General features: G+C 43.0%; 26 protein-coding genes. 4 read left to right on the top strand and 22 right to left on the bottom strand.

From position 1 onward, the window contains the following. The first annotated feature begins 326 nt into the window (after positions 1-326). The 4 genes from ACZYRN_RS07190 (at position 327) to ACZYRN_RS07175 (ending at position 3,201) form a co-directional block, all read left to right on the top strand. Positions 327-926, top strand: a complete 600-nt coding sequence (locus ACZYRN_RS07190; RefSeq protein WP_488910847.1) for a restriction endonuclease — start codon at positions 327-329, stop codon at positions 924-926. Positions 927-1,832: 906 nt separating this feature from the next. Then, the gene (locus ACZYRN_RS07185) at positions 1,833-1,931 is read left to right on the top strand and encodes a YjcZ family sporulation protein (protein ID WP_488910846.1); all 99 of its coding nucleotides are present in this window, start codon (positions 1,833-1,835) and stop codon (positions 1,929-1,931) included. A gap of 861 nt (positions 1,932-2,792) precedes the next feature. Then, complete coding sequence (gene sspK / locus ACZYRN_RS07180) at positions 2,793-2,954, top strand: small, acid-soluble spore protein K (protein ID WP_488910845.1); 162 nt, start codon at positions 2,793-2,795, stop codon at positions 2,952-2,954. A 64-nt stretch (positions 2,955-3,018) separates the two neighbouring features. Beyond that, on the top strand, positions 3,019-3,201 hold the full coding sequence (locus ACZYRN_RS07175; RefSeq protein WP_488910844.1) for a hypothetical protein: 183 nt from the start codon (positions 3,019-3,021) through the stop codon (positions 3,199-3,201). Between the two features lie 457 nt (positions 3,202-3,658). On the opposite strand, the gene ACZYRN_RS07170 is transcribed toward ACZYRN_RS07175, so the two are convergent. The 22 genes from ACZYRN_RS07170 to hprK form a co-directional block, all read right to left on the bottom strand. Next, positions 3,659-3,784, bottom strand: coding sequence for a DUF4023 domain-containing protein (locus ACZYRN_RS07170; protein ID WP_488910843.1), 126 nt, complete (start codon positions 3,782-3,784; stop codon positions 3,659-3,661). Between the two features lie 165 nt (positions 3,785-3,949). Then, on the bottom strand, positions 3,950-4,213 hold the full coding sequence (locus tag ACZYRN_RS07165; RefSeq protein WP_488910842.1) for an HPr family phosphocarrier protein: 264 nt from the start codon (positions 4,211-4,213) through the stop codon (positions 3,950-3,952). A gap of 17 nt (positions 4,214-4,230) precedes the next feature. Further along, complete coding sequence (gene whiA, locus ACZYRN_RS07160) at positions 4,231-5,184, bottom strand: DNA-binding protein WhiA (RefSeq protein WP_488910841.1); 954 nt, start codon at positions 5,182-5,184, stop codon at positions 4,231-4,233. Positions 5,185-5,211: 27 nt separating this feature from the next. Continuing rightward, positions 5,212-6,174, bottom strand: a complete 963-nt coding sequence (locus ACZYRN_RS07155; RefSeq protein ID WP_488910840.1) for a gluconeogenesis factor YvcK family protein — start codon at positions 6,172-6,174, stop codon at positions 5,212-5,214. Further along, entirely contained in the window at positions 6,171-7,052 is an 882-nt protein-coding gene (gene rapZ, locus ACZYRN_RS07150; RefSeq protein WP_488910839.1) for an RNase adapter RapZ, read from the bottom strand. The genes ACZYRN_RS07155 and rapZ overlap by 4 nt, the downstream gene beginning before the upstream one ends. A 21-nt stretch (positions 7,053-7,073) precedes the next feature. Continuing rightward, complete coding sequence (locus tag ACZYRN_RS07145; RefSeq protein ID WP_488910838.1) at positions 7,074-7,532, bottom strand: NUDIX hydrolase; 459 nt, start codon at positions 7,530-7,532, stop codon at positions 7,074-7,076. A 402-nt stretch (positions 7,533-7,934) separates the two neighbouring features. Beyond that, positions 7,935-8,891, bottom strand: a complete 957-nt coding sequence (gene trxB, locus ACZYRN_RS07140; RefSeq protein WP_488910837.1) for a thioredoxin-disulfide reductase — start codon at positions 8,889-8,891, stop codon at positions 7,935-7,937. A 98-nt stretch (positions 8,892-8,989) separates the two neighbouring features. Beyond that, positions 8,990-10,501, bottom strand: coding sequence for a tetratricopeptide repeat protein (locus tag ACZYRN_RS07135; RefSeq protein WP_488910836.1), 1,512 nt, complete (start codon positions 10,499-10,501; stop codon positions 8,990-8,992). A gap of 104 nt (positions 10,502-10,605) precedes the next feature. Further along, positions 10,606-11,235: a bifunctional phosphoribosyl-AMP cyclohydrolase/phosphoribosyl-ATP diphosphatase HisIE gene (gene hisIE / locus ACZYRN_RS07130; protein ID WP_488910835.1), complete on the bottom strand. Its 630-nt coding sequence runs from the start codon at positions 11,233-11,235 to the stop codon at positions 10,606-10,608. Next, positions 11,232-11,990: an imidazole glycerol phosphate synthase subunit HisF gene (gene hisF, locus ACZYRN_RS07125; protein WP_488910834.1), complete on the bottom strand. Its 759-nt coding sequence runs from the start codon at positions 11,988-11,990 to the stop codon at positions 11,232-11,234. Before hisF ends, hisIE begins: the two co-directional genes overlap by 4 nt. Beyond that, complete coding sequence (gene hisA / locus ACZYRN_RS07120; RefSeq protein ID WP_488910833.1) at positions 11,987-12,715, bottom strand: 1-(5-phosphoribosyl)-5-[(5-phosphoribosylamino)methylideneamino]imidazole-4-carboxamide isomerase; 729 nt, start codon at positions 12,713-12,715, stop codon at positions 11,987-11,989. The genes hisF and hisA overlap by 4 nt, the downstream gene beginning before the upstream one ends. After that, entirely contained in the window at positions 12,712-13,350 is a 639-nt protein-coding gene (hisH, locus tag ACZYRN_RS07115) for an imidazole glycerol phosphate synthase subunit HisH (RefSeq protein ID WP_488910832.1), read from the bottom strand. The genes hisA and hisH overlap by 4 nt, the downstream gene beginning before the upstream one ends. Further along, positions 13,351-13,941, bottom strand: coding sequence for an imidazoleglycerol-phosphate dehydratase HisB (gene hisB, locus ACZYRN_RS07110; protein ID WP_488910831.1), 591 nt, complete (start codon positions 13,939-13,941; stop codon positions 13,351-13,353). It abuts the gene before it with no gap. A 19-nt stretch (positions 13,942-13,960) separates the two neighbouring features. Then, positions 13,961-15,226, bottom strand: a complete 1,266-nt coding sequence (hisD, locus tag ACZYRN_RS07105) for a histidinol dehydrogenase (RefSeq protein WP_488911128.1) — start codon at positions 15,224-15,226, stop codon at positions 13,961-13,963. A gap of 6 nt (positions 15,227-15,232) precedes the next feature. After that, on the bottom strand, positions 15,233-15,871 hold the full coding sequence (hisG, locus tag ACZYRN_RS07100) for an ATP phosphoribosyltransferase (RefSeq protein WP_488910830.1): 639 nt from the start codon (positions 15,869-15,871) through the stop codon (positions 15,233-15,235). Continuing rightward, a complete protein-coding gene (locus ACZYRN_RS07095) occupies positions 15,871-17,055 on the bottom strand; it encodes an ATP phosphoribosyltransferase regulatory subunit (RefSeq protein WP_488910829.1) in 1,185 nt (394 codons plus the stop codon). The genes hisG and ACZYRN_RS07095 overlap by 1 nt, the downstream gene beginning before the upstream one ends. 132 nt (positions 17,056-17,187) lie before the next feature. After that, positions 17,188-18,099, bottom strand: coding sequence for a DUF4003 family protein (locus ACZYRN_RS07090; protein WP_488910828.1), 912 nt, complete (start codon positions 18,097-18,099; stop codon positions 17,188-17,190). A 90-nt stretch (positions 18,100-18,189) separates the two neighbouring features. Further along, a complete protein-coding gene (locus ACZYRN_RS07085) occupies positions 18,190-18,684 on the bottom strand; it encodes an acyltransferase (RefSeq protein WP_488910827.1) in 495 nt (164 codons plus the stop codon). Continuing rightward, positions 18,681-19,337: a pyrophosphatase PpaX gene (gene ppaX / locus ACZYRN_RS07080; protein ID WP_488910826.1), complete on the bottom strand. Its 657-nt coding sequence runs from the start codon at positions 19,335-19,337 to the stop codon at positions 18,681-18,683. Before ppaX ends, ACZYRN_RS07085 begins: the two co-directional genes overlap by 4 nt. Then, the gene (locus ACZYRN_RS07075; protein ID WP_488911127.1) at positions 19,334-20,278 is read right to left on the bottom strand and encodes a nucleoside recognition domain-containing protein; all 945 of its coding nucleotides are present in this window, start codon (positions 20,276-20,278) and stop codon (positions 19,334-19,336) included. The genes ppaX and ACZYRN_RS07075 overlap by 4 nt, the downstream gene beginning before the upstream one ends. Beyond that, positions 20,272-21,099, bottom strand: a complete 828-nt coding sequence (lgt, locus tag ACZYRN_RS07070; protein ID WP_488910825.1) for a prolipoprotein diacylglyceryl transferase — start codon at positions 21,097-21,099, stop codon at positions 20,272-20,274. Before lgt ends, ACZYRN_RS07075 begins: the two co-directional genes overlap by 7 nt. A gap of 11 nt (positions 21,100-21,110) precedes the next feature. Continuing rightward, on the bottom strand, positions 21,111-22,049 hold the full coding sequence (gene hprK, locus ACZYRN_RS07065) for an HPr(Ser) kinase/phosphatase (RefSeq protein ID WP_488910824.1): 939 nt from the start codon (positions 22,047-22,049) through the stop codon (positions 21,111-21,113). Positions 22,050-22,120: the final 71 nt, after the last annotated feature.

Genomic DNA, 22,120 nt, shown 5'->3' with positions numbered 1-22,120 from the left:
ACCCATCCGCGCGACCAAGCAACCGTTGAATTATTGGGACGTTGCCGAGTCGTTTTATAAACATTCCCGCCTTAAAGGGCTATCACCTTACACAATTCAGTATTACGAGAAGGAATAGAACGGATTGCTACAGCTCTTGGTATTAGTGATATTAGTGAGATAATGACGTTACGGCTCGAAAGTAACATGAACAACTGGGCGCCACGACGATAAGAATACGAAAAGAAACGCCATGCTCAGTGCGATTACGGCGTTTTTTGTTTGAATAAATACCTGTGTAATCGTAAAAAATAGAAATTAAATCGTAAATAAGGGAGCTGGCACTGATGGCAAGAAGGCGGGGATTCGGATTTAACGATAAAACTGCAATATCTATTATTGTTATAGTGATGGCGTTGGTGCTTCTGGAATATATAGAATTTTTTATCAAGCCTATAATGTTTATCCTTGCCATTGTTGCTTTATATTTTGGTTTCCGTTGGTACGCAAAGGAATTAGCAAGGGAAAAAATACTTGAATTAGGTATTAAAGAAATTGATGTCATGCAAGGAACCGATTTCGAGAATTACTTAGGGGTATTGTTTGAGAAAATGGGCTACAAGGTTCAATACACCCCAGCAAGTGGCGATTACGGCGCGGATTTAATACTACGGAAAGAAGGCAGGGCCATCGCTGTCCAGGCTAAAAGATATAAAAGTACGGTCGGCGTGTCCGCAATACAGGAAGTGAGCAGTGCAAGAGGCTACTATGGTACAACCGAAGCTTGGGTGATAACAAACAATACGTTTACAAAAAACGCCTGCAATTTGGCGGATAGAACCAACGTGAAGCTCATCGATCGCAGCCATTTAATAAAATTAATTGCGAAGGCTAATACGGCAATACCCGTTAATTGTATTGAAGCGACCGAAACCCGCATGGAGTAATCCCCGGCGGGCTACTTTAATTTCCTCCTATATTAAACAAATACAACAAACGGTGCTGTGCCTACGTTGAATGGCTGTAAACCACGGTAGGATAACCGCAGTCGATTCTACGGTAATGGAACGGGCAGCTGCCTACGTTTAACCCCTGTGATTTCAAAAATTATTGTGGAATTTTTTACCCCGGCAGTTGGCGAATGACGCTCAGAAGTTTTTGACAGCAGTTATGGCATATATTCCGACCTATCTTGGGGGAATTATTCGATTCACTCCAACAAGTTATTCAATCGTATTCATTACTTAACAAGATTGACTGACGGGAAAATACATTAGGGCAATTGTTTATAAACGTAATAATGAAGATCTTAATGAACGTACATTAATGAACTGGGTTTTGTTACAAAGGAAGGGTTAATTGCTTGGATGAATCATTTAAACTGAACAGTGTTCAATAAGTCAGGCTTTTTCGATTTCTGCGCTAACTTCTCATCGAGTGTCTTCAGCTTATTTTTCTTATTCTTGCTCATGGCAACTTCCTCCTTACGTTCGATACGCATACCATACCAAAAGGAATGACGTACACGCAAAACGCAAACATGCCTTGAACCCTTGACACGACTGCATTTGTTACGTGTTGGATGTCGTTAGATTGCGTCGACTTTCAGCGCATTCTTGCGCCTTTGCTGACGTTGATTCTGCAGAAGGCCGAGACAGGACCTTCGTGATGCCAATGAAACGAGTCAACCTATTATTCTCTTTCACAAAAAAGATTATCAGTGAGGACAAATGCTTAATCCAATACGATTCTCTGTTCATACTCTATAACATAGAACAATTATTATAGATCAATTAATAAACATTGATTTATATAATTGCTTCGCTACCTTTCTGTAAAGGAGATGAGATGATATGAGTGGTTACAGCGGCGGTTACGGCAGCTCTTTTGTGCTGATTGTAGTGTTGTTTATTCTTTTAATCATTGTTGGTGCTTCATTCGTGAAATACTAATTTAAATGATCAAGCGCCATTTCAGCGACTTCCCCCCGGAGTTCTCAATCGTTGAAATGGCGCCCAACTCTTACATATTTACGTAACCATTCCAAAAATTTCGAAATATTGGTTTACATTTCCGCCGTGGCGGGTAACGTTTAATACATGGTCTTATCTACACCTTTCTACACATTTTTGTTTTGCCGCGGCTCTCATGCGGCCTTTTTTTATGCACTGTTACTCCGATGTAAGGACGGCAAACCTCTCTTTATGAAGCGTGATCGCCTTCTGCCCATTTTAAAGCCGTAGTTTAGTCTTTTCCGTGTCGGCCGACCATTCGGCGATTTCTTTCTTAATTCTCTCGGTCGCATTGTGTTCCAGCGTCCATTCATCGCCTGTATGACGGTAGCTCTCGACCTCAGTAAATCTTCATGTCGTAAATTTCCTCTTTGTTGTTTAGTTTTTTATCGTGCAACGTTTATGTCTTCATTGACAGCATGCGCCTTATCAGTTATTATGATACCGAAAAGAGGCGTTCGGAACGAATACCGCGAAACGCCTGCGGATAAAACAACGTGGAGGCCTACGAACAGTAGCTGAATCCTTTATCGTTATGAATCGGTGGTGCAACGGATAGCACGCAAGCCTCCGAAGCTTGAAATGCAGGTTCGATTCCTGCCGAGGGCGTCAATGTTTACGATGGCCATTGTGTTTTTAAGACACAATGGTCTTTTTGTGTCCGCTTTTATATAAATGTTCCTAATTCACGGCGTTTTTTCCATCATTTTTATGGAGAGTCCTGTGATAATTTTATTTCCTTTTCCCATACTAGTCATACGCGGAAACGCGTGCATCTAATACGTGTCTGGAGGGGAAATGATGAGGAATAAAGCGAAAAATTTCTCGATTACATCGATGAAAGGGGAAGCAGGGAAAGCACGAGCTAAGCCTGAATTTGCTTCCAAACGAGCAGACGGCACCATTAATACACATCCTCAAGAACGCATGAGAGCATCGAACCAAAGAACAACGGACACGTAAGGAAAAGAAAGAAAAGTACTTCTTCAATTAAAAAGAACGAACTATTTGAATGGAGGGCTTAATCATGATGAGAAGAAACGATCATAAAACAGGCAGTAACAACGGAAAACATTTAGCCCATACAGCAAAAAACTTAAACATAAAATCAAATACAGTAAATGAAGAATATGCCCGTGAATTAGCTGAACTCGCTCAACTAAGACCAAAGCGAGAACGAATAAATCAAAATCGATATCCAAAAAAGTAAAATTCGAATAAAGAACAGCCCCCTTTCACGAAAATGAAAGGGGGTTATTTTTACTATTTATCATTTTAAGCGAGAAGACTCCCACCTCAAGGAATGTGAAGGGCAATAGACCCAATGAATAGGTGGGAGATGAATCGCCTTTTTGCGTAGTGAAACACCTGTTTGTATGGTATAGTATTTCTGTACAAGTTGTTCTTTGAAAACTGAAGATATGAGGTGGTGACAGGAAACTCATCTGTCATGTAAAATCTTCAACGTTCTAATCGTATCCACACGTACCGAAGTGGCGAAAACCAAGCTAAAGTAGGGCGTGTGGTGAGTCAACGTACAAGATATTTTGCTTTCACCGTAGGGACTACGGGTAGAGCCTACTCAATAACTGGTGGATACACTGGTGTTCGTAGGAATCCCCCACTTCAAGCGTTAACTAAGTGGTGGGTAGTTCAATAAGGGTTAGTTATTGCTGTTTGGTCGGCAATTTTTTTTCGGGATGGCCGTTACCTTGCCTCTTTTTATTCCGTTCGTCTTTTTTCTTTGTATCATTTAATTTTTCGATAAAATCATGTGTGCTCTCTTTTTCCACCGATTTTCCCTCCTCTTGTCATAAGATTCATTTTTAATTTAACCAAAAAGCTTTCGGAACATGCGTATACGTTTACAGCTCCTATACGTGCGTATTAAACAAAAAAGACGCCTTCTATGTGAAGACGTCCATTCATGCGCATCTATCGAAAAGATGTTAAGCTTCCTATACCCACTCTTCCCGTTCCACAAGGGATGCCAATGTTTCGATGGCTTCTGCTTCTTCCCGTCCTTCAGCACTGATCGTAACACTTGCACCACGTCCTAGCGCAAGACTCATAATGCCCATAATGCTTTTAGCATTAATTTTTTTGCCGTCTTTTTCAAGAAAAATTTCGGCGCTGAATCGATTTGCTTCCTGTACAAATAAGGCAGCTGGCCTTGCCTGCAGTCCTGATTTTAACTGAACGCTTACTTTTTTTTCAACCATTTTATACACTCCTTTTTTTATTTTTCGGCTGCTGTAAGCTCTCCAGCTCGAATTTTATTAGCAATTTCATCTATTTTGCGCAGACGATGATTAATACCTGATTTGCTAATCGTTGTTCCTGATACCATTTCTCCAAGCTCTTTTAACGTCACATCTTGATGAAGGACGCGCAGTTCTGCAATTTCACGAAGCCGATCTGGCAATATACCCAGTCCGATCGTTTTATCAATATATTTTATATTTTCAACCTGGCGCAATGCCGCGCCAATCGTTTTATTCAAATTCGCTGTTTCACAGTTTACAAGCCGATTTACAGAATTGCGCATATCCCGAATAATACGCACGTCTTCAAAACGCATTAATGCATTATGTGCTCCAATAACGCTAAAGAAATCAGATATTTTTTCGGCTTCTTTCAAATAAGTGATAAACCCTTTTTTTCGTTCAAGCGGTTTGGCATTTAAATGAAATCGATTCATCAATTCGCACAGTGCTTCGTTATGCTCTTGATAGAGAGAAGACACTTCTAAATGGTAAGAGGATGTTTCCGGGTTATTGACAGATCCGCCGGCCAAAAAGGCACCTCGCAAATAGGCACGCCGGCAGCAGTCCTTGTTAATAATTTTATCAGAAATATGATGAACAAATGAAAAACCTTTTTCAACAATAGCAAGGTCATCGAGTATTTCTTTTGCCGCTTCCTTTAACCGGACAATATAGACATTGTTTTTCTTCAATTTCATTTTTTTACGGACAAGAAGCTCTACTACTGCTTCATAATTTCGTTTAATTAACACATAAATACGCCGGGCAATGGCCGCATTTTCTGTTTGTATATTAACGACAAGCTGCCTATTGGAAAATGACAGCGAGCCATTCATACGAATGAGCGCGGATAATTCTGACTTCGCACAACATCCGCTCGTTTCTATGGTGGTCAGTTCTTTTTTCGTTTCTGATGCAAAAGACAACATCACCACTCCTCTCGTGATGTCCGCTTACCGTTTTGGGATGAGACGCACTAATATTTCAGCTACTTTCGCTGTATCATGCCGAATAATACTGCCATCATACGTGACAATATCATCAATGATGGCATTAAGTCCCATTGATTGCAGTTTCGTCACATCGTACACAACTGGTTTTGCCATTTCTTCTTTATAAATTTCTTGAATACGATCCGGGATTGGTTCTTTATTGACAAGAATCGTATCAATAAACGAGCATTTCATATGATCGTAAATTGCTTTAACATGATCGGCTGCTGTAAAATCGAGCGTTTCTCCTGCTTGGGTCATCAAATTGCAAATATAAACTTTTTGTGCCTTTGCTGTACACACTTCTTCACCGAGTTCCGGTACTAATAAATTCGGCAATATACTTGTGTACAGACTGCCTGGACCGATAATAATTAAATCGGCTTCCTGAATGGCACGAATCGTTTCTGGAAGGGGTTTAATTTTCTCTGGAGTTAAAAATACACGCCGAATTCTCTTTCTGGAATAAGGTATTTGTGATTCTCCTGACACAATCGACTGATCATCCATTTCCGCATGGAGAATAACACTTTCATTCGCAGCTGGCAGCACTTTGCCCCGCACATTTAATACACGGCTCATTTCTTGAATCGCATGGCCGAAATCACCGGTAATGGAGGACAGGGCTGCAATCATTAAATTGCCAAGCGCATGGCCATACAGTTCATTTTCTGTTGAAAACCGATGCTGGAAAAGGGATTCGACAAGCGGCTCCACATCCGATAAGGCTGCGAGTACATTTCGAATATCTCCTGGCGGCGGAATATTCAACTCATTTCGCAGTCGCCCAGAGCTCCCGCCATCATCAGCCACCGTAACAATCGCAGTCAAGTCAATTGGATGACGCTTCAATCCCCGAAGTAAAACAGATAGCCCGGTTCCACCGCCAATAATGACAACTTTTGGCTGCGGATCGTTCATCATGACTGCGCTGCCTTTCGCTTATCTATATCGCGATGAGTAACCCGTGTCTTGTACCCGTCGGCAAAATAGTTTGCCAAGTATTCAGAAAGGGCAACTGAACGATGCTGACCTCCCGTACAGCCTATCGCAATGACGAGCTGTGACTTTCCTTCCATTTTATAATGGGGCAGCATAAATGTGAGAAGATCGGACACTTTTTCAAGAAACTTTTGCGTATCTGTCCATTTCATTACATATTCTGCTACATCTGTATCAAGCCCTGTCCGTGGTTTCATATGTTCAATGTAATGCGGATTAGGTAAAAAACGCACATCGAAAACAAGATCCGCATCAATCGGCAAACCGTGCTTAAACCCAAAGGACATCACATTTACTGTAAAGGACGCTTGCTTATCTGGCGAAAATTCACGCATGATGGTTTCGCGTAAATCTTTCGGCTTCATCTTTGATGTATTTAAAATCATGTGGGCTCGGCCGCGCAAGTCATTCAACAGTTCACGCTCTTGATGAATGCCATCAAGCGGGCGGTCATCACGTGAAAGGGGATGCGTCCGGCGCGTTTCCTTATACCGGCTGACAAGAACTTCATCTTCGGCGTCTAAAAACAGCACTTTTGGCGCTGCATTAAGTGTTTCTGCTGCTTCCTCAAGGGCCGTCGATAAATGATCAAAAAATTCACGGCCGCGCATATCCATAACGATTGCTACTTTTTTCAACTGCTGTCCGGAATCTTTTATTAATGTTAAAAATGGCTGGAGAAGCGTTGGCGGCAAGTTATCCATACAATAAAAACCGAGGTCTTCAAAACTTTGGACTGCCACCGTTTTACCGGCACCTGACATTCCTGTAATAATAACGAGTTGTACATCCTTTGCCATGATCATTCCCCTTTCTGTTCATCAACTCGGGTCGAGACGGTATGAAATCAGTTTGAAATCGGGTGTATAGGTAAATGCGCCGTATAACAGTCCCGTTCCATGTACCATATACTCCAGCAAGTGGCGATCTCCTTCTGCCATTGGAAGTTCTTTTAATTCCTCCACCGACTTCCAATGAAGGGTTCCTTCTCTCGTTTCTGACAGCACGAAACCATCTGCCTGCTCAGCAAAAAAGGTAAACATCATCCATTCAGACAGCACCTTATCGCCGTCTTTAATAATAAAGGTGAAAATCCCTTTTACGTTTGGATTGCGTAAATAAAGTCCTGTTTCTTCACGATATTCTCGAATGACCGCATCCCGGACAGATTCACCTGGTTCCATTTTCCCGCCAGGTGCCACCCACCAGCCCCGACGCGGTTTTTGCATTAAAAGTACTTGTCCATCTTTCATTAACACACAATTTGTGACTCGTTGCACAATAACACCCCCACCCAAAGTCAGTCCAACATTACTTTCCTTTATTATATAGTTATGCTGTAAGAACTGCAACGCTGCCGGGTGTTTATTTGAAAAGCGGAGAGCGCCCGTTTAGAGGCGACAGGCATAAAGCTGACTGTCGAAGTGGCAGTCTTTGCCACGCAGACAGGCTGACTTATGACCCCGAGCCTCTGGCGCTCGCAGCTAGACACAAAGAAAAGCGGAGAGCGGCTGGTCAGGGGCGACAGGCAGCTGAATCGTGCCTCAAGTATTTTCACGCATACAAAAAGCGCTCGGGCAATACCGAGCGCAATGTAAAAAAATCTGCAGGGGGCAGTCTAATTACATCTTTCATTATACCACTTACATATTTCAAAAGGATTACGCTTGTGTAAAAAAAGATTACGCTTTAACGCCCATTTCTTCTTTCAATTCTTCAATATAGTGCTGAGCCGACTGTGCCGCAATACTTCCATCACCTGTTGCTGTCACAATTTGGCGAAGCATCTTTTCACGAACATCGCCTGCTGCATAAATACCCGGAATGCTCGTTTCCATTTTTTCATTGGTTACAATGTAGCCTTCTTCATTTGTAATGCCAAGGTCAAGAAATGGCTTTGTCAGCGGCAGCATCCCAATGTATACGAAGACACCATCAACCTGGAGTTCTTGCTCTTCTCCATTTTCTGTCGAAACAAGTGTCACACTGCCCACTTTACCGTCCTTATCATGAATTTCTTTTAGCGTATGACTCCAAATAAAGTCTACTTTTTCATTTGCAAAGGCACGGTCTTGTAAAATCTTTTGTGCGCGCAATTCATTACGGCGATGCACGATTGTCACTTTTTTCGCAAAACGCGTCAAATAGACGCCTTCTTCAACAGCAGAGTCTCCGCCGCCGATCACAACAAGTTCCTTTTCTTTAAAAAAGGCACCGTCACATACTGCACAATAAGATACGCCGCGGCCGCCAAGCTCATTTTCACCCGGTACACCTATTTTTTTGTATTGTGCACCTGTTGTAATAATAATGGTCCGTGCTTTATATTGTTTTGAACCCGCATCAATCGTTTTATATTCTTTGCCATCGATAATTTTTTTAATATCGCCGTATGCATATTCCGCACCGAATTTCTTTGCATGATCAAACATTTTTGTCGACAATTCAGGACCTAGAATATGATCATAGCCCGGATAGTTTTCGACCTCTTCTGTATTCGCCATCTGTCCGCCTGGCACACCACGCTCAATCATAAGTGTAGAAAGATTAGCACGCGATGTATAAACAGCCGCCGTCATTCCCGCTGGACCGGCACCGATAATGATTACGTCATAGATCTTTTCTTCAGTAGCAGCCATCATCAACTCTCCTTCGCTTTTTAAACGATACGTGTAAATGTATGTTCAATTTATACCTTCATCGTACTTAAATTCAGCATTTCCGTCTATTATTATGCTCACAAAAGATGTTCTCGAATAAATTTGGCGTATTTCTGTACAGTTGAAACAGAGACACCATACTGCTTAGCCATCTCTGACTGGCTGACGGGTTCACTGCGCAATTTCCGCCATACATATTCTACGGCCGCCGCCAAGGCTTCAGGCTTCGTTAGCTTTGTAGGATGATTTTGAAGCTCTAAAAAGATGGAAAACCAGATCATAAATAAACCTGCGTTTTCGCTCTTGAGCGGCCGGAAATGCCGATACAATATAAGAGCTGTATCGTGCGCTAAACGTGTATTAATGTGATTAAAGAGCGAATGGTTCACCGGCATACCGAGCACATCCGCCATATAAATTTTCTCATGCGGCTCCAAATAATCAATGTCGCAAAATTCAGGATGCGTCATCACTTCTTTTTGGTCACCTGCAAGTGATAATAAGAAAATACCAAATAATCGTTCTTCATCCCGTTCTCCATTTAAATACCGGACAATCTCTTCTGGATTCCGCTGAATTTCGCCCTCTTCTTGAAGACCATTCCATGGTTCAAGCCCTTCTTTTTCCGGATTGCTTTGGATGACTTTCTTCCATACTTTGCGCGCTGTTTCATTACGTCCAGTAAAATGCGCAGCATATGCCAGCCAGTAATAAAATTCCGTTTCCCCCTCGTATCCACTTTTATAAAGCTTTTTCAGCCATCTGTAAGCCTCTTGATAGCGGCCAATAAGGGCAAACGTTGCACCAAGTTTAAACTGCTGGTCCGGATGAAGCGGCTGGACTTTTGCCAGCTGATCCGCTACAAAATCAAGTTGTTCCTGCTTTTTTTCATAAAAATAAAACACGATTTTATTACAGATCGCGTGTAAGTTGCCCGGATTTTTCTTCAGTACATCATTCAACATGTGATGCGCTTTTTCAGTCTTTCCCAGATAAAAATAAGCAAGTGCTAAATTATTGTATGCTGCCCAAAAATCAGGATACTTTTTTACCGATTCTTCAAGATGAGCAGCTGCTTTCGCAAAGTGACCGCTTTCAAGCAAAAAGCGTGCCTCTTCTTGCAGCTCTATCATTTCATCCTGCTCATACAAATCGTCAAAAGCTTCTTCGCTGTCAAACGTAATTAAATCTAGCAAATCTTCTGCGTCGTCGCTATACTCGCCGTCTTCATTTGCATCTAAATAAGCTTGTGCATGGCGGAATGCATCTTTAAACGAACCGATATGCACATAATTATTGGCCAAAAAATAGTGGCACTCGCTCATATTTGGATCTAGATCATCCAGCACAAAATGAAGCAGCCCAATCGACTGTTCATAATGACCAAGCTCTGTTTCCACAATAGCTAGCTGACAGGCGATAATCGGTTCAAGTGGTTCTAAATCGATTGCCCGTGAAAAATATTTTTTCGCTTTTGCCAGCTCTCTTTTTTCAAGTGCCTTCATTCCTTTTGAATAGTAAAACTCTCCCGTTGGATAAAAGGGGACAACTTTCCCGCTTTCTTTCCAGCTAATTGAGTCATTTCCCATGAAAATCCTCCGTACGTTCTATATGATTAACTTATGTATTATACCATAGGTACGCACTGAAAGAATAGAGAGAAAAAGCCGGCCCTAAATCGGACCGGCTTCATTTATTCTTTTCCTTTACCCTCATGACGACGCGCCAGCACAGATAGCACATCATTAAGCGGCAGATCTTGCTCACGGAGCAGAACAAGCAAGTGATAGATCAAATCCGCTGCTTCCCACTGCAACTCTTCTTTATCACGGTTTTTCGCCGCAATAATGACTTCCGATGCTTCTTCACCGACTTTTTTCAATATTTTATCGACGCCTTTTTCAAATAAATACGTCGTATATGCACCTTCTGGACGATTTTGCTCGCGGTCAGCAATTACTTGCTCAAGCTGCTGTAAAATCGAATAAGGCAATGATCCGCTTTCATCGCCATAAAATGGTTCATCAAAGCAGCTTGTCGTGCCTCGGTGGCATGCTGGTCCTGCAGGCTCTACTTTAACAACGATCGCATCTTTGTCGCAGTCAAATTGCATCGACACGACTTTTTGCGTATTGCCGCTTGTTGCCCCTTTATTCCATAGTTCCTCACGTGAACGGCTATAAAACCATGTTTCGCCTGTTTCCATCGTTTTCTCAAGCGACTCTTTATTCATATAGGCAAGCGTCAATACTTCGTATGTTGTCGCATCCTGCACAATCGCAGGCACGAGTCCTTTTTCATCAAATTTTACTTCTTCAATCATCTGACGTTCACCCCCGCGTTTCTTAAAAATTGTTTCACTTCTCCGACACCTGTTTCTTTATAATGGAAAATCGATGCGGCCAGCGCTGCATCTGCTTTCGCTTCTTTAAATACATCTAAGAAGTGCTCTGCATTACCGGCGCCCCCTGATGCAATGACCGGAACAGAAACGGCATCACCAACGGCTTTTGTGAGTGCAATATCAAAGCCTTTTTTGCTTCCATCTTCGTCCATGCTCGTCAGCAAAATTTCACCAGCACCCCGTTCCACCGCTTCTTTCGCCCAGTCGATAACGTTTCGCTCTGTTGGTGTCCGGCCGCCATGCGTATATACGCGCCATGTGCCTAGTTCATCGTCGTATTTTGCATCGATGGCAAGGACGATACATTGTGAACCGAAAAAGGCTGCCCCCTCATTGATTAAATCCGGATTGTTTACAGCCGCTGTATTCAATGATACTTTATCTGCTCCTGCACGTAAAATCCTTTTCATATCATCGAGTGCGTTAATTCCACCGCCGACTGTAAATGGAATCGCCAGTTCTGACGCAACAGCCTGCACAACGTCCACCATCGTCTTCCGCCCTTCAACTGACGCAGAGATGTCGAGGAAAACAAGTTCATCTGCCCCTTGTTCATCATAAACACGAGCCAGTTCAACCGGGTCGCCTGCATCACGTAATTCAACAAATTGAATGCCTTTTACGACACGGCCTTCTTTTACATCGAGACATGGGATAATACGTTTTGTCATCATTTCGCTGCCTCCAGTGCTTCCTTCACACTAAAACGGCCCGTGTAAATGGCTTTTCCGCAAATAGCGCCACATAAGCCATCTGCTTCAAATTTTGCCAGTTCGCGCAAATCTTCAAGTGAACTAACACCACCTGATGCTATAACACTTTTCCCTGTCACACGCGCAAGTTCTGCTGTCGCTTCTGTATTTGGACCAGAGAGCATCCCATCATTGGCAATGTCGGTAAAAATAAACGTTTCTGCACCTGCATCCGCAAATTCTTTTGCAAGATCCACTGCTTTCATCGTCGACGTTTCCAACCATCCATGTGTTGCTACATAGCCATTTTTTGCATCAAGACCAATCGCAATTTTATTTCCATATGTACCGAGCCATTGTTTTACGAGTTCCGGCTCTTTTACAGCAAGACTGCCAATAATAACGCGGTCGACGCCGTTATCCAGATAATGACGGATATCTTCTTCTGTGCGGATACCACCGCCAATTTGAACACGGGCAGAAAGTTTTTGTGCCGCTTCAATGACGAACTTGTCATTCACACGCTGGCCATCTTTTGCCCCATCCAAATCGACCATGTGAATCCATTCTGCACCTTGCTCTACAAATGATTTTGCCATATCAAACGGCGAATCCCCATAGATCGTTTCCTGATTGTAATCGCCCTGTACGAGACGGACACACTTTCCGCCGCGCATATCAATGGCCGGGTAAATGGTAAAACTCATATTATTTCCTCCGATCGTTCCATCGCTTTTGCAAAATTGGCAAGCAATTGCATGCCTGTTTCACTGCTTTTTTCCGGGTGAAACTGCATGCCAAATACGTTGTCACGGCCGACAATTGCAGGCACCTGAACACCATAAGCGGCGCTCGCGAGCAGTGAAGCCTTATCGATGCTGTCTACATAGTATGAGTGGACGAAGTAAACAAATCCTTCTTCTATGTCTTGCAGCACAGGTGCTTCTTGATGAAAGTGAAGCTTATTCCAGCCCATATGCGGCACTTTTAGCCTTTCACCATCGACATCCCGATCCGGAATACGCACAACGCGCCCTTTTAACAATTCAAGCCCTTTAAAAAGGCCATTCTCTTCACTTTCTTCAAATAAAAGCTGCATGCCGAGACAAATACCTAGAAATGGACGGCCGCTGTCCACATAACGATGAATAAAGTGATCGAGCTTTTTTTCCTGCAGACTGGCCATTGCATCTTTAAAAGCGCCAACACCTGGCAGCAGGAGCCCTTTCGTATTATTCAATTCTTCTGGTGATTCGCTGATTATATATGGAACCCCAATTCGCTCAAGCGCTTTGCTGACGCTGAATAAATTGCCCATTCCATAATCAATGATGCCTATCATTTACAACATCCCTTTCGTTGACGGAACACCTTTCACACGGGGATCAAGGGTTGTCGCTTCATCAATTGCGCGCGCCATTGCTTTAAAAACCGCTTCAATCATATGGTGCGTATTTTGGCCATAATGAATAATGACGTGCAAGTTCATGCGTGCTTCCAAAGCAAATTTCCATAAAAACTCATATACAAGTTCCGTATCAAACGTACCGACTTTTTGCGTCGGAAACTCACCACGCATTTCAAAATGAGGACGATTGCTAAGATCAACTACAACTTGCGCAAGTGCATCATCCATCGGCACGAAAAAGCTGCCATATCGTTTAATGCCTTTTTTATCTCCAAGCGCATTCTTAAGTGCCGTGCCAAGAACAATACCAAGATCTTCTGTCGTATGATGATCATCCACATCAACGTCTCCATCTGCTTTCACTGTCAGATCAAAATGACCGTGCTTCGTGAAAAGGTCTAGCATATGATTCATGAATGGCACACCAGTGTCAATAGTTGACTTTCCTTCACCGTCCACCTCAAATGCGAGATCAATTTTCGTTTCACCTGTATAACGCTGCAATTCTGCATAGCGATTCCCCATTATGAACCCTCTTTCTTTTTTAAGTGTTACGCGCTTCAATCGCGCGGGCATGTGCTTCTAATCCTTCAAGCCGGGCAAATGCAGCAATTTTTGCTCCATGTTGATCGAATGCCTGCTTGCTATACATAATAATACTCGATTTTTTCATAAAGTCATCCACAGATAACGGGCTGGAAAAACGGGCTGTACCATTCGTCGGCAATACATGATTCGGACCTGCAAAATAATCGCCAACCGGCTCCGATGAATAACGTCCGACAAAAATCGCTCCTGCATGCTTAATATCCTTCACGAGACCAAGGGCCCCATCCGTTATGATTTCAAGATGTTCGGGAGCTAATTCATTAATTGTTTGAATGGCTTCTTCCATTGTTTCCGCTACGTATATCACTCCGTAATCTTCAATCGACGCACGGGCTATTTCAGAACGCGGCAACGATAGGAGCTGCTCCTCAATTTCACTGGCGACTGCCTGTGCCAATCCTTGTGAAGTCGTCACGAGTACAGCAGATGCTCTCTTGTCATGCTCTGCCTGTGACAGCATGTCCGCTGCCACTTCTTTCGCAGAAGCCGTTTCATCAGCGAGCACGGCAATTTCACTGGGCCCTGCAATCATATCAATATCTACATCACCGAATACTTCCCGTTTTGCGAGTGCGACAAATATGTTGCCTGGTCCAGTAATTTTATCAACAGCCTTAATGGATTCTGTTCCATAGGCAAGAGCAGCCACTGCTTGCGCACCACCGACTTTATACATCTCTTTCACGCCAGCAATGTCCGCCGCCACAAGCACACCTGCTGGCAGTTTTCCGTCCGGTCCGGGTGGAGACACCATGACAATTCGCTCAACACCGGCTGTTTTTGCTGGCATAACATTCATTAAAACAGAAGACGGATACGCGGCTGTACCGCCCGGGACATAAACACCTGCTGAATCAAGCGGCGTCATTTTCTGTCCGAGAATGGAACCGTCTGCATTTGTATACAGCCATGTCTCCCTTTTTTGCTTCGCATGAAAAGACGCGATATTGTCGGCTGCTTCACGAATGATAGGAATCATCTCTTGATCAAGCAGCTCGTATGCTTCGTTAATTTCTTCCTGTGTTACTTTTAAGCTGACTAATTTTGCTCCATCAAATTTTTCCGTATACGCCAAAAGTGCATGATCGCCCTTTTCTTTTACTTCATTAATAATAGCATGAACGATCTTCTGCTGTTCTTCTGTTCCCGCGTCAACGGATCGTTTAATAGACAATCCGGCTGTGATCCGCTCCACTTTAATCATCTGTTACTGCACCGCCGTTTCTGCAATCGTATCCGCTAAACGGGTGACCAGTTTGGAAATGTCGGCATTTTTCATCCGATAGCTGACTGGATTCACAATAAGACGGGACGTAATGCCAACAATCGTTTCATACTCAACAAGGCCGTTTTCTTTTAACGTTTGACCGGTTGAGACAATATCGACAATACGGTCTGATAAGCCAATTAATGGAGCTAATTCAATAGAACCATTTAACTTAATAATTTCAACTTGTTCGCCTTTTCCGCGAAAATACGTCGAGGCGACATTCGGATATTTCGTCGCAATTTTCGGCGCGACTTCGTTTAACGATGTATTGGGAAGACCGGCAACAGCTAAATAGCACGGACTGATTTTCAAATCAAGCAGCTCATATACATCACGTTCTTCTTCCAATAGCACATCTTTGCCGGCAATACCGACATCCGCGACGCCATGTTCGACATAGGTTGCCACATCCATTGGCTTTGCAAGGAAAAAGCGCATATTTTCTTCTGGTACTTCAATAATCAGTTTTCGTGATTCATCAAGCTCTGGCGGAAGCTGATAGCCTGCTTCCTGTAAAAGCGCCGCTGCTTCTTCAAAAATACGGCCTTTTGGCATCGCAATCGTTAACATTGACATTAACCTTTACCTCCATTACTTGATTTCCCCACAAAAAACGTTACATTTTTACTCGTTTGTGTGAATGTATCGACATCTTTTACACCAGCAACATCCTGTAAAAGAACATATTCTCCGTTTGCACGGCGTTTTTGTGCTTCTTCAATGGCTTCAACGCGTCGTTCATTGCTGAATAAAATACAATGAACACCTTCTTCTTCTTCCAATTGCTCCAGTGCCTCAAGCAAAAAGTCTACACGAAGGCCAAACCCTGTCGCACCAGCTGGCTGACCAAACTTTTCTAATAAATTATCGTAGCGGCCGCCGTTTCCGACAGGAGCGCCTACTCCGTCTGCATATACTTCAAATACAAGTCCCGTATAGTAGCTCATATGGCTGACGAGCGGTAAATCAAACGTTACATATTGATCAACATTGTATTCTTTTAGCCGGTTATACACCGTTTTTAATTCATTAAGCGCTGCGCCTCCCGCGCTTCCTTCGACTAATTTCATGGCTTCATCAAGACAGTCAATATCACCCGACAAATTTAAAAATTGCAAAAGTCGCTGTTTATCAATCGAGGACAGCGGCAAGCTTGTGATGTGCTCGCGATAACCGACATAATTTTTCTCATAAAGAAAGCGGCGAAGCTGTTCAGAACGCTCTTCTGTCCCGAGAATTTGCCGAAATAATTCATCTATAAAACGAATATGGCCAAGAGAAATCCGGAAATTTTCCAAGCCTGATTTTTTCATAACCGATACGAGCAACGCGATCACTTCCGCATCTGCGCTCATTGTATTGTCACCAATCAATTCCACACCAATTTGCTCAAACTCGGCGGCACGGCCACCTTCACGCTGCTGCGCACGGTATACACTTGCTGAATAAGCAAGACGTAATGGAATACGCTCTTTTAACAGTTTGGATGCGGCAACACGTGCAATTGGTGCCGTCATATCCGGACGCAGTACGAGCGTATTGCCTTGCTGGTCAAGCAGCTTAAAAAGCTGGCGGTCTAAAATGGCCGACGCATCGCCGACTGTTTCATGGTATTCAAGCGCCGGTGTTTGAATAAAACGATAGCCCCAGCTTCTCATTTCCTGTTCCGCAGCTTCTTTTAATTTTCGTCTTGTTTCATAAATGTGCGGCAGCGTATCCCGCATTCCAACTGGCTTTTCGAACATTAACAGTTTCGACATCTCATCACCCAATCTATCATTATTTTCCATTTTCACTTTAGTTCGCTAATATACTAAAGACTTATTATTTGTATTTTAACGGTTCTCATAATTCACGTCAAGGCCAAAAAAAACGGATTTCTCTCAACCTGTTTAATTGCTAGAAGAAGATGCTGCAACTGCTCCAGCTGTGGCAGCCGCTATTGCTGCCTGTTGTGCCTGAATCATTGCTTGAACGGCTGTTGTAAGCCCTGCTGATGAATCGATATATGCTTGTGAAGCAAAAATCGCTGCCACAATGATCGCCATTTCCTTGGACCATTTAAATACTTTCATATCGATTAATTCCCGAGCAATCTGTACGGTCTCCTCTATTTTTCCTGAAAGCGCGATGATGCCTATTGCGGGATAATGCATGGCCTTTACCTTCAATCCGTGCATGTCCAGTTCTCTTTTTGCATGAAGGACTGCTTCTGCCGACGGTTTGCGAAACAGTCCATCCATCACGAGCATATTCGCTAAAAACTGAAGGTCATTCCCTTTCCAAAAACCCTTTTCATTCAAAAAACGGTAATACATTTCAGCTGCGTCAACGAGCTCCACCGCGCTTTCCGGCCGCTTTGCCATAATAACAGCCGCTGGATAATCTTCATACGACGTTAAGAAACGGTGATATCGTTTCATTTCCTCAAAAATCTCTTTTATGCGTTCAGGTTTCGTCGAATCCTCTACTAAAAAAGCAGCAATGTACGTGTAGGCAGAAGAACGAAGACCTACTGAACGGAGTGTTTTATAATGAAGAAGCAGCTTTTCCAACGCTTCATTCGGATCCCCCTCTTTTGTCAGCAGGAGACCTGTCATTGGAAAGTGAATCGTTCTAAGCGGTGAAAAAACAGATTCTGTTTTTTTAATTTTATTGGATAAAAACATAAATGCCTGTCCGTCAATGAGTTCTTTTCTTGCTGCGAATTGGGCAGCTGTCAGTAAAACAAGACGCTTATCCATCCATTTTCCTGCCGTTTTGCGCAAGATATTTACATTTTCTTCAATCAATTTCCCTTCCACACCAATCCCTCCCTTTTAGTATCCCTTTTCAATACGAGTTAAATCATCATAAGTTTCGAAAGCACACAATAAACGTATAAAAAACCCGTTTCAACTTTTCGTTGAATCGGGTTTAACAATCATTGGATTTCCACCAGCAAACGCACCGGCCGGTACATCGCGATTCACAAGTGTCATCGCTGACACAACCGCTCCATCGCCAATTTCGATACCAGGCAATATCGTGCAATTGGCGCCGATCATCACATTGTCTCCAATGACAACCGAACCAATCCGATATTCATCCGTTAAATATTCATGCGCGAGAATCGTCGTGTTATAGCCGATAATCGTATTAGTGCCAATCACAATGTGCTCTGGAAACATAATATCCGGCACTACTTTATACGCAAGCGCACTGCCTTCGCCAATATTTATCTTAAGCAAACGGCGGTACAACGCGTTTTTCAGACGTGCCGTTGGCGTAAAACGGCCGATTTCAATGACGACTGTATTTTTAAACGTTTTCCAAAACGAAACGGTTTCGTATATATGGAACAGCGGATTTTTGTCGCCTTCCAGTCTGTACCGCTTCGTTCGTCTCATTTATTTTCGGCTCCGATTTTCAAAATTTCAAGCAAGTCCGCCATGGATTCAAGCATGAAATCCGGGTTGTACTCGTTTAAAAAGTCGCGCCCTTTTAATGACCAGGCAACACCTGCCGTCATCACTCCCGCATTTTGACCGCCTTCAATATCATGGTAGTTGTCACCGACCATAATCGCTTCTTCCGGTTTTGAGCCAAGAGCGGCAAGGGCTTTTTCAAGAGGCTCTGGATGCGGCTTTGCGTTCTCCACATCATCAAGTCCAATAATTACATCAAAAAATGGATCAAGATGCGTTAGCTTTAAGCCTTGAATAACCGTATCGTGTATTTTCGTTGACACAATCGCCAGTTTGTAATTGTTTTCGTGCAGAATACGAATCGTTTCATACACACCTTGAAACTCCGTAACGAGGGAATCATGCTGTTCCAAGTTGAATTTCCGGTAATGTGCGACCATCTCCATTACCCGCTCTTTATCAATTTGTTCAAACGTGTCGATAAGCGGCGGACCCATAAACGGATAAACATCTTCTCGTTTGTACTGGCCCGGATAATAGTGATTGAGTGTATGTAAAAATGACTCTACGATTAATTCATTTGTGTTAATTAACGTCCCATCTAAATCAAACAAAAGCGTTGTAATATTTTTCATATATAAGTAGCTTCCTTTCTCCGCCCAGCTTCAGTCCGATTCCAGAGCCGGACGATGACAAGTGTTAACATTACCGCTGTCGCAATCCGGATAAAAAAGAGCGGCAGCACTGGAATCCCAAGCGGAATAAAAATAAGAGTATCTTCTACTACAGCGTGGCAAGCGACAAGAAAAACAAACGCAATCGTCACATCTTTCCGGCTGACGCCATCTTCTTCCACCGCTTGAATCATCACAGCCGAGCCCATTGCAAGACCAAACAACAAGCCGGATGCAAGTGTCATCGACGTATTCTCTTTCATGCCAAGAAAACGTGTAACAGGTGCCATTGCCCGCGAAAACGAATCAAGCCATTTTAAATCCTTTGCTATTTGTATCATAACCATTAACGGAATAACAATAACCGCCAGCTGCAAGATACCGTAACTGGCTTTCTCCACTCCAAGAAGAAAAATCGAACTCCATGTTTCAGGCTGACTTTCTGCTGCTGGCACCATGCCATACTGAGCCAGTTCGCTTCCGCCGTGCCAGACCAGGTTAATGATTACACCGGCCATGAACGCCAGACCGAGACGAACAGCCAATACAATCCATATTTTCACGCCAACTTTTAATGCTACGATCGATTCAATGAATAAATTGTGTGAAAATGACAGCATCATTGCTAATATAAAGACTTCTTTTACGGTTAAATCAAGCGAGAGAATGGCACCAATCGCCGCATATAAGTTCAGCATATTGCCGAGCACAAGCGGGATAGCTGCATCGCCCGACAAACCGAAAATACCCATGATCGGGCTGATCATTTGAATGATCCACGGCAAAAAAGGTGTGAATTGTAAAACGGTTACGATCAATGTAACGGGAAAGATGACTTTTCCGAGCTTCCATGTTGTCTTTAATCCCGTCATTAGTCCTTTTAGAATCGTTTGTTTCAAGATACAATCTTCCCTTCATTCGATGGATCATTGTAAGAGGGAAGACGGTATGTAAAGCGGCGATAAATGAACAGCGCTACGGCGAGGACAATTAAGATAAGCGAGAGCACTTGCGCAATACGCAAAAAGTCCGTCAACATTAAGCTGTCTGTCCGCAGTCCCTCAATGAAAAAGCGGCCGATTGAATACCAGATGACATATGTTAAAAACAGTTCACCGCGTTTCAAGTTCACTTTTCGCAAAAGCAAGAGAAACGCAAAGCCAATAAGGTTCCAAACCGATTCATATAAAAAGGTCGGATGATAATAAGATCCGTTAATGTACATTTGATTCACAATAAATTCCGGCATATACATGTTTTCAAGAAAACTTCTCGTTACTTCACCACCATGTGCTTCCTGATTCATAAAGTTGCCCCACCGGCCAATGGCTTGACCGAGAATGATGGACGGTGCCGCAATGTCAACAATTTTCCAAAATGAAATATTTCGTTTTCGAGCAAAAATAATCGTTGTAATAACGGACCCGATAAGAGCCCCGTGAATCGCAATGCCGCCGTTCCAAATTTGAATGATAGCACCAGGGTTTGATGAATAGTATTCCCATTGAAACAAAACATAATAAAGCCGTGCTGATATAAGAGCAATGGGAATCGCCCATATTAACAAGTCAGCGAATGTGTCTTTTTGAAGACCTAGTCGATCAGCTTCCTTTGAAGCCAAATAAAAACCAAGCGCGATGCCGATACCGATAATAATCCCATACCAGTGGACTTGAATAGGCCCGAGATCAATCGCAATCGGATTTAACGGATACCCCTCCATCTGTTCCCTCCTTAGTTTTCTTCATCACTGCCGGCTTCGCTAATAACGCCTGCCAGTTTTTCAGAGAATTCTTGTGCTGCATTGACACCCATTCGTTTCAGGCGGAAGTTCATCGCAGCTACTTCAATAATGACAGCTAAATTTCGTCCAGGACGAACCGGCAATGTTATTTTCGTAATTTCAGAATCAATAATTTTCAATTTATCATCTTCAATACCGAGCCGGTCATATTGTTTTTTCGGATGCCACTGCTCAAGGTACACGTTAAGCGTAATACGCTTATGGGAAAGAACAGCTCCAGCACCAAACAATGTCATGACGTTAATAATACCGAGACCACGAATTTCCAACAAATGCTCAATCAGTTCCGGAGATTGGCCAATCAATGTATCAACGTCTTCCTGTCGAATTTCCACACAATCATCCGCGACAAGACGGTGCCCCCGTTTTATAAGTTCGAGTGCCGTTTCACTTTTCCCAACGCCGCTTTGACCGGTAATAAGGACGCCAATCCCATAAATATCAACGAGTACACCATGAATAGCCGTTGTCGGTGCAAGCATCGATTCCAAATAATTTGTCAATTGACTCGTAAATTTTGTTGTTGTCATTTTCGTGCGCATGACGGGTACAGAAAACATTTCGGATGCTTCAATTAATTCAAGCGGGACACTTAAATTACGAGAAATAATAATAGCTGGAGTTTCATAATCACATAGCTTATCCATCCGCTCCTTTTTTTCCGGCGGACTAAGCCGCTGAAAAAAAGACAATTCAGTCATGCCAATCAGCTGAATGCGATCCGCTGGATAATAATCAAAAAAACCAGCAATTTCTAAACCTGGACGCGATAAATCGCTCATTTTTATGGGACGGTGGAGTCCTTCTTCTCCGCTTATTAATTCTAAATCAAACTTTTCTAAAATATCCACTGTACGCACTTTTACCATTTCGTGGTTCCCCCTCCTTCTTCACAAAAAACGAATTGTTATTTTGTTATTATTGTATCATGTTTTTAAGA

The sequence above is a fragment of the Domibacillus sp. F004 genome (assembly GCF_057814295.1).
The sequence above is the reverse complement of the archived record's forward strand: the minus strand, read 5'-3'. Positions and strand labels throughout refer to the sequence as shown.

Excerpts from the sequence above, each read along its gene's own strand:
- ACZYRN_RS07190 (WP_488910847.1), top strand. The coding sequence starts at position 327 with ATGGCAAGAAGGCGGGGATTCGGATTTAACGATAAAACTGCAATATCT.
- ACZYRN_RS07185 (WP_488910846.1), top strand. The coding sequence starts at position 1,833 with ATGAGTGGTTACAGCGGCGGTTACGGCAGCTCTTTTGTGCTGATTGTA.
- sspK (WP_488910845.1), top strand. The coding sequence starts at position 2,793 with ATGAGGAATAAAGCGAAAAATTTCTCGATTACATCGATGAAAGGGGAA.
- ACZYRN_RS07175 (WP_488910844.1), top strand. The coding sequence starts at position 3,019 with ATGATGAGAAGAAACGATCATAAAACAGGCAGTAACAACGGAAAACAT.
- ACZYRN_RS07165 (WP_488910842.1), bottom strand. The coding sequence starts at position 4,213 with ATGGTTGAAAAAAAAGTAAGCGTTCAGTTAAAATCAGGACTGCAGGCA.
- ACZYRN_RS07155 (WP_488910840.1), bottom strand. The coding sequence starts at position 6,174 with ATGATGAACGATCCGCAGCCAAAAGTTGTCATTATTGGCGGTGGAACC.
- rapZ (WP_488910839.1), bottom strand. The coding sequence starts at position 7,052 with ATGGCAAAGGATGTACAACTCGTTATTATTACAGGAATGTCAGGTGCC.
- trxB (WP_488910837.1), bottom strand. The coding sequence starts at position 8,891 with ATGGCTGCTACTGAAGAAAAGATCTATGACGTAATCATTATCGGTGCC.
- ACZYRN_RS07135 (WP_488910836.1), bottom strand. The coding sequence starts at position 10,501 with ATGGGAAATGACTCAATTAGCTGGAAAGAAAGCGGGAAAGTTGTCCCC.
- hisIE (WP_488910835.1), bottom strand. The coding sequence starts at position 11,235 with ATGATTGAAGAAGTAAAATTTGATGAAAAAGGACTCGTGCCTGCGATT.
- hisF (WP_488910834.1), bottom strand. The coding sequence starts at position 11,990 with ATGATGACAAAACGTATTATCCCATGTCTCGATGTAAAAGAAGGCCGT.
- hisA (WP_488910833.1), bottom strand. The coding sequence starts at position 12,715 with ATGAGTTTTACCATTTACCCGGCCATTGATATGCGCGGCGGAAAGTGT.
- hisH (WP_488910832.1), bottom strand. The coding sequence starts at position 13,350 with ATGATAGGCATCATTGATTATGGAATGGGCAATTTATTCAGCGTCAGC.
- hisB (WP_488910831.1), bottom strand. The coding sequence starts at position 13,941 with ATGGGGAATCGCTATGCAGAATTGCAGCGTTATACAGGTGAAACGAAA.
- hisG (WP_488910830.1), bottom strand. The coding sequence starts at position 15,871 with ATGTCAATGTTAACGATTGCGATGCCAAAAGGCCGTATTTTTGAAGAA.
- ACZYRN_RS07095 (WP_488910829.1), bottom strand. The coding sequence starts at position 17,055 with ATGTCGAAACTGTTAATGTTCGAAAAGCCAGTTGGAATGCGGGATACG.
- ACZYRN_RS07085 (WP_488910827.1), bottom strand. The coding sequence starts at position 18,684 with ATGAGACGAACGAAGCGGTACAGACTGGAAGGCGACAAAAATCCGCTG.
- ppaX (WP_488910826.1), bottom strand. The coding sequence starts at position 19,337 with ATGAAAAATATTACAACGCTTTTGTTTGATTTAGATGGGACGTTAATT.
- lgt (WP_488910825.1), bottom strand. The coding sequence starts at position 21,099 with ATGGAGGGGTATCCGTTAAATCCGATTGCGATTGATCTCGGGCCTATT.
- hprK (WP_488910824.1), bottom strand. The coding sequence starts at position 22,049 with ATGGTAAAAGTGCGTACAGTGGATATTTTAGAAAAGTTTGATTTAGAA.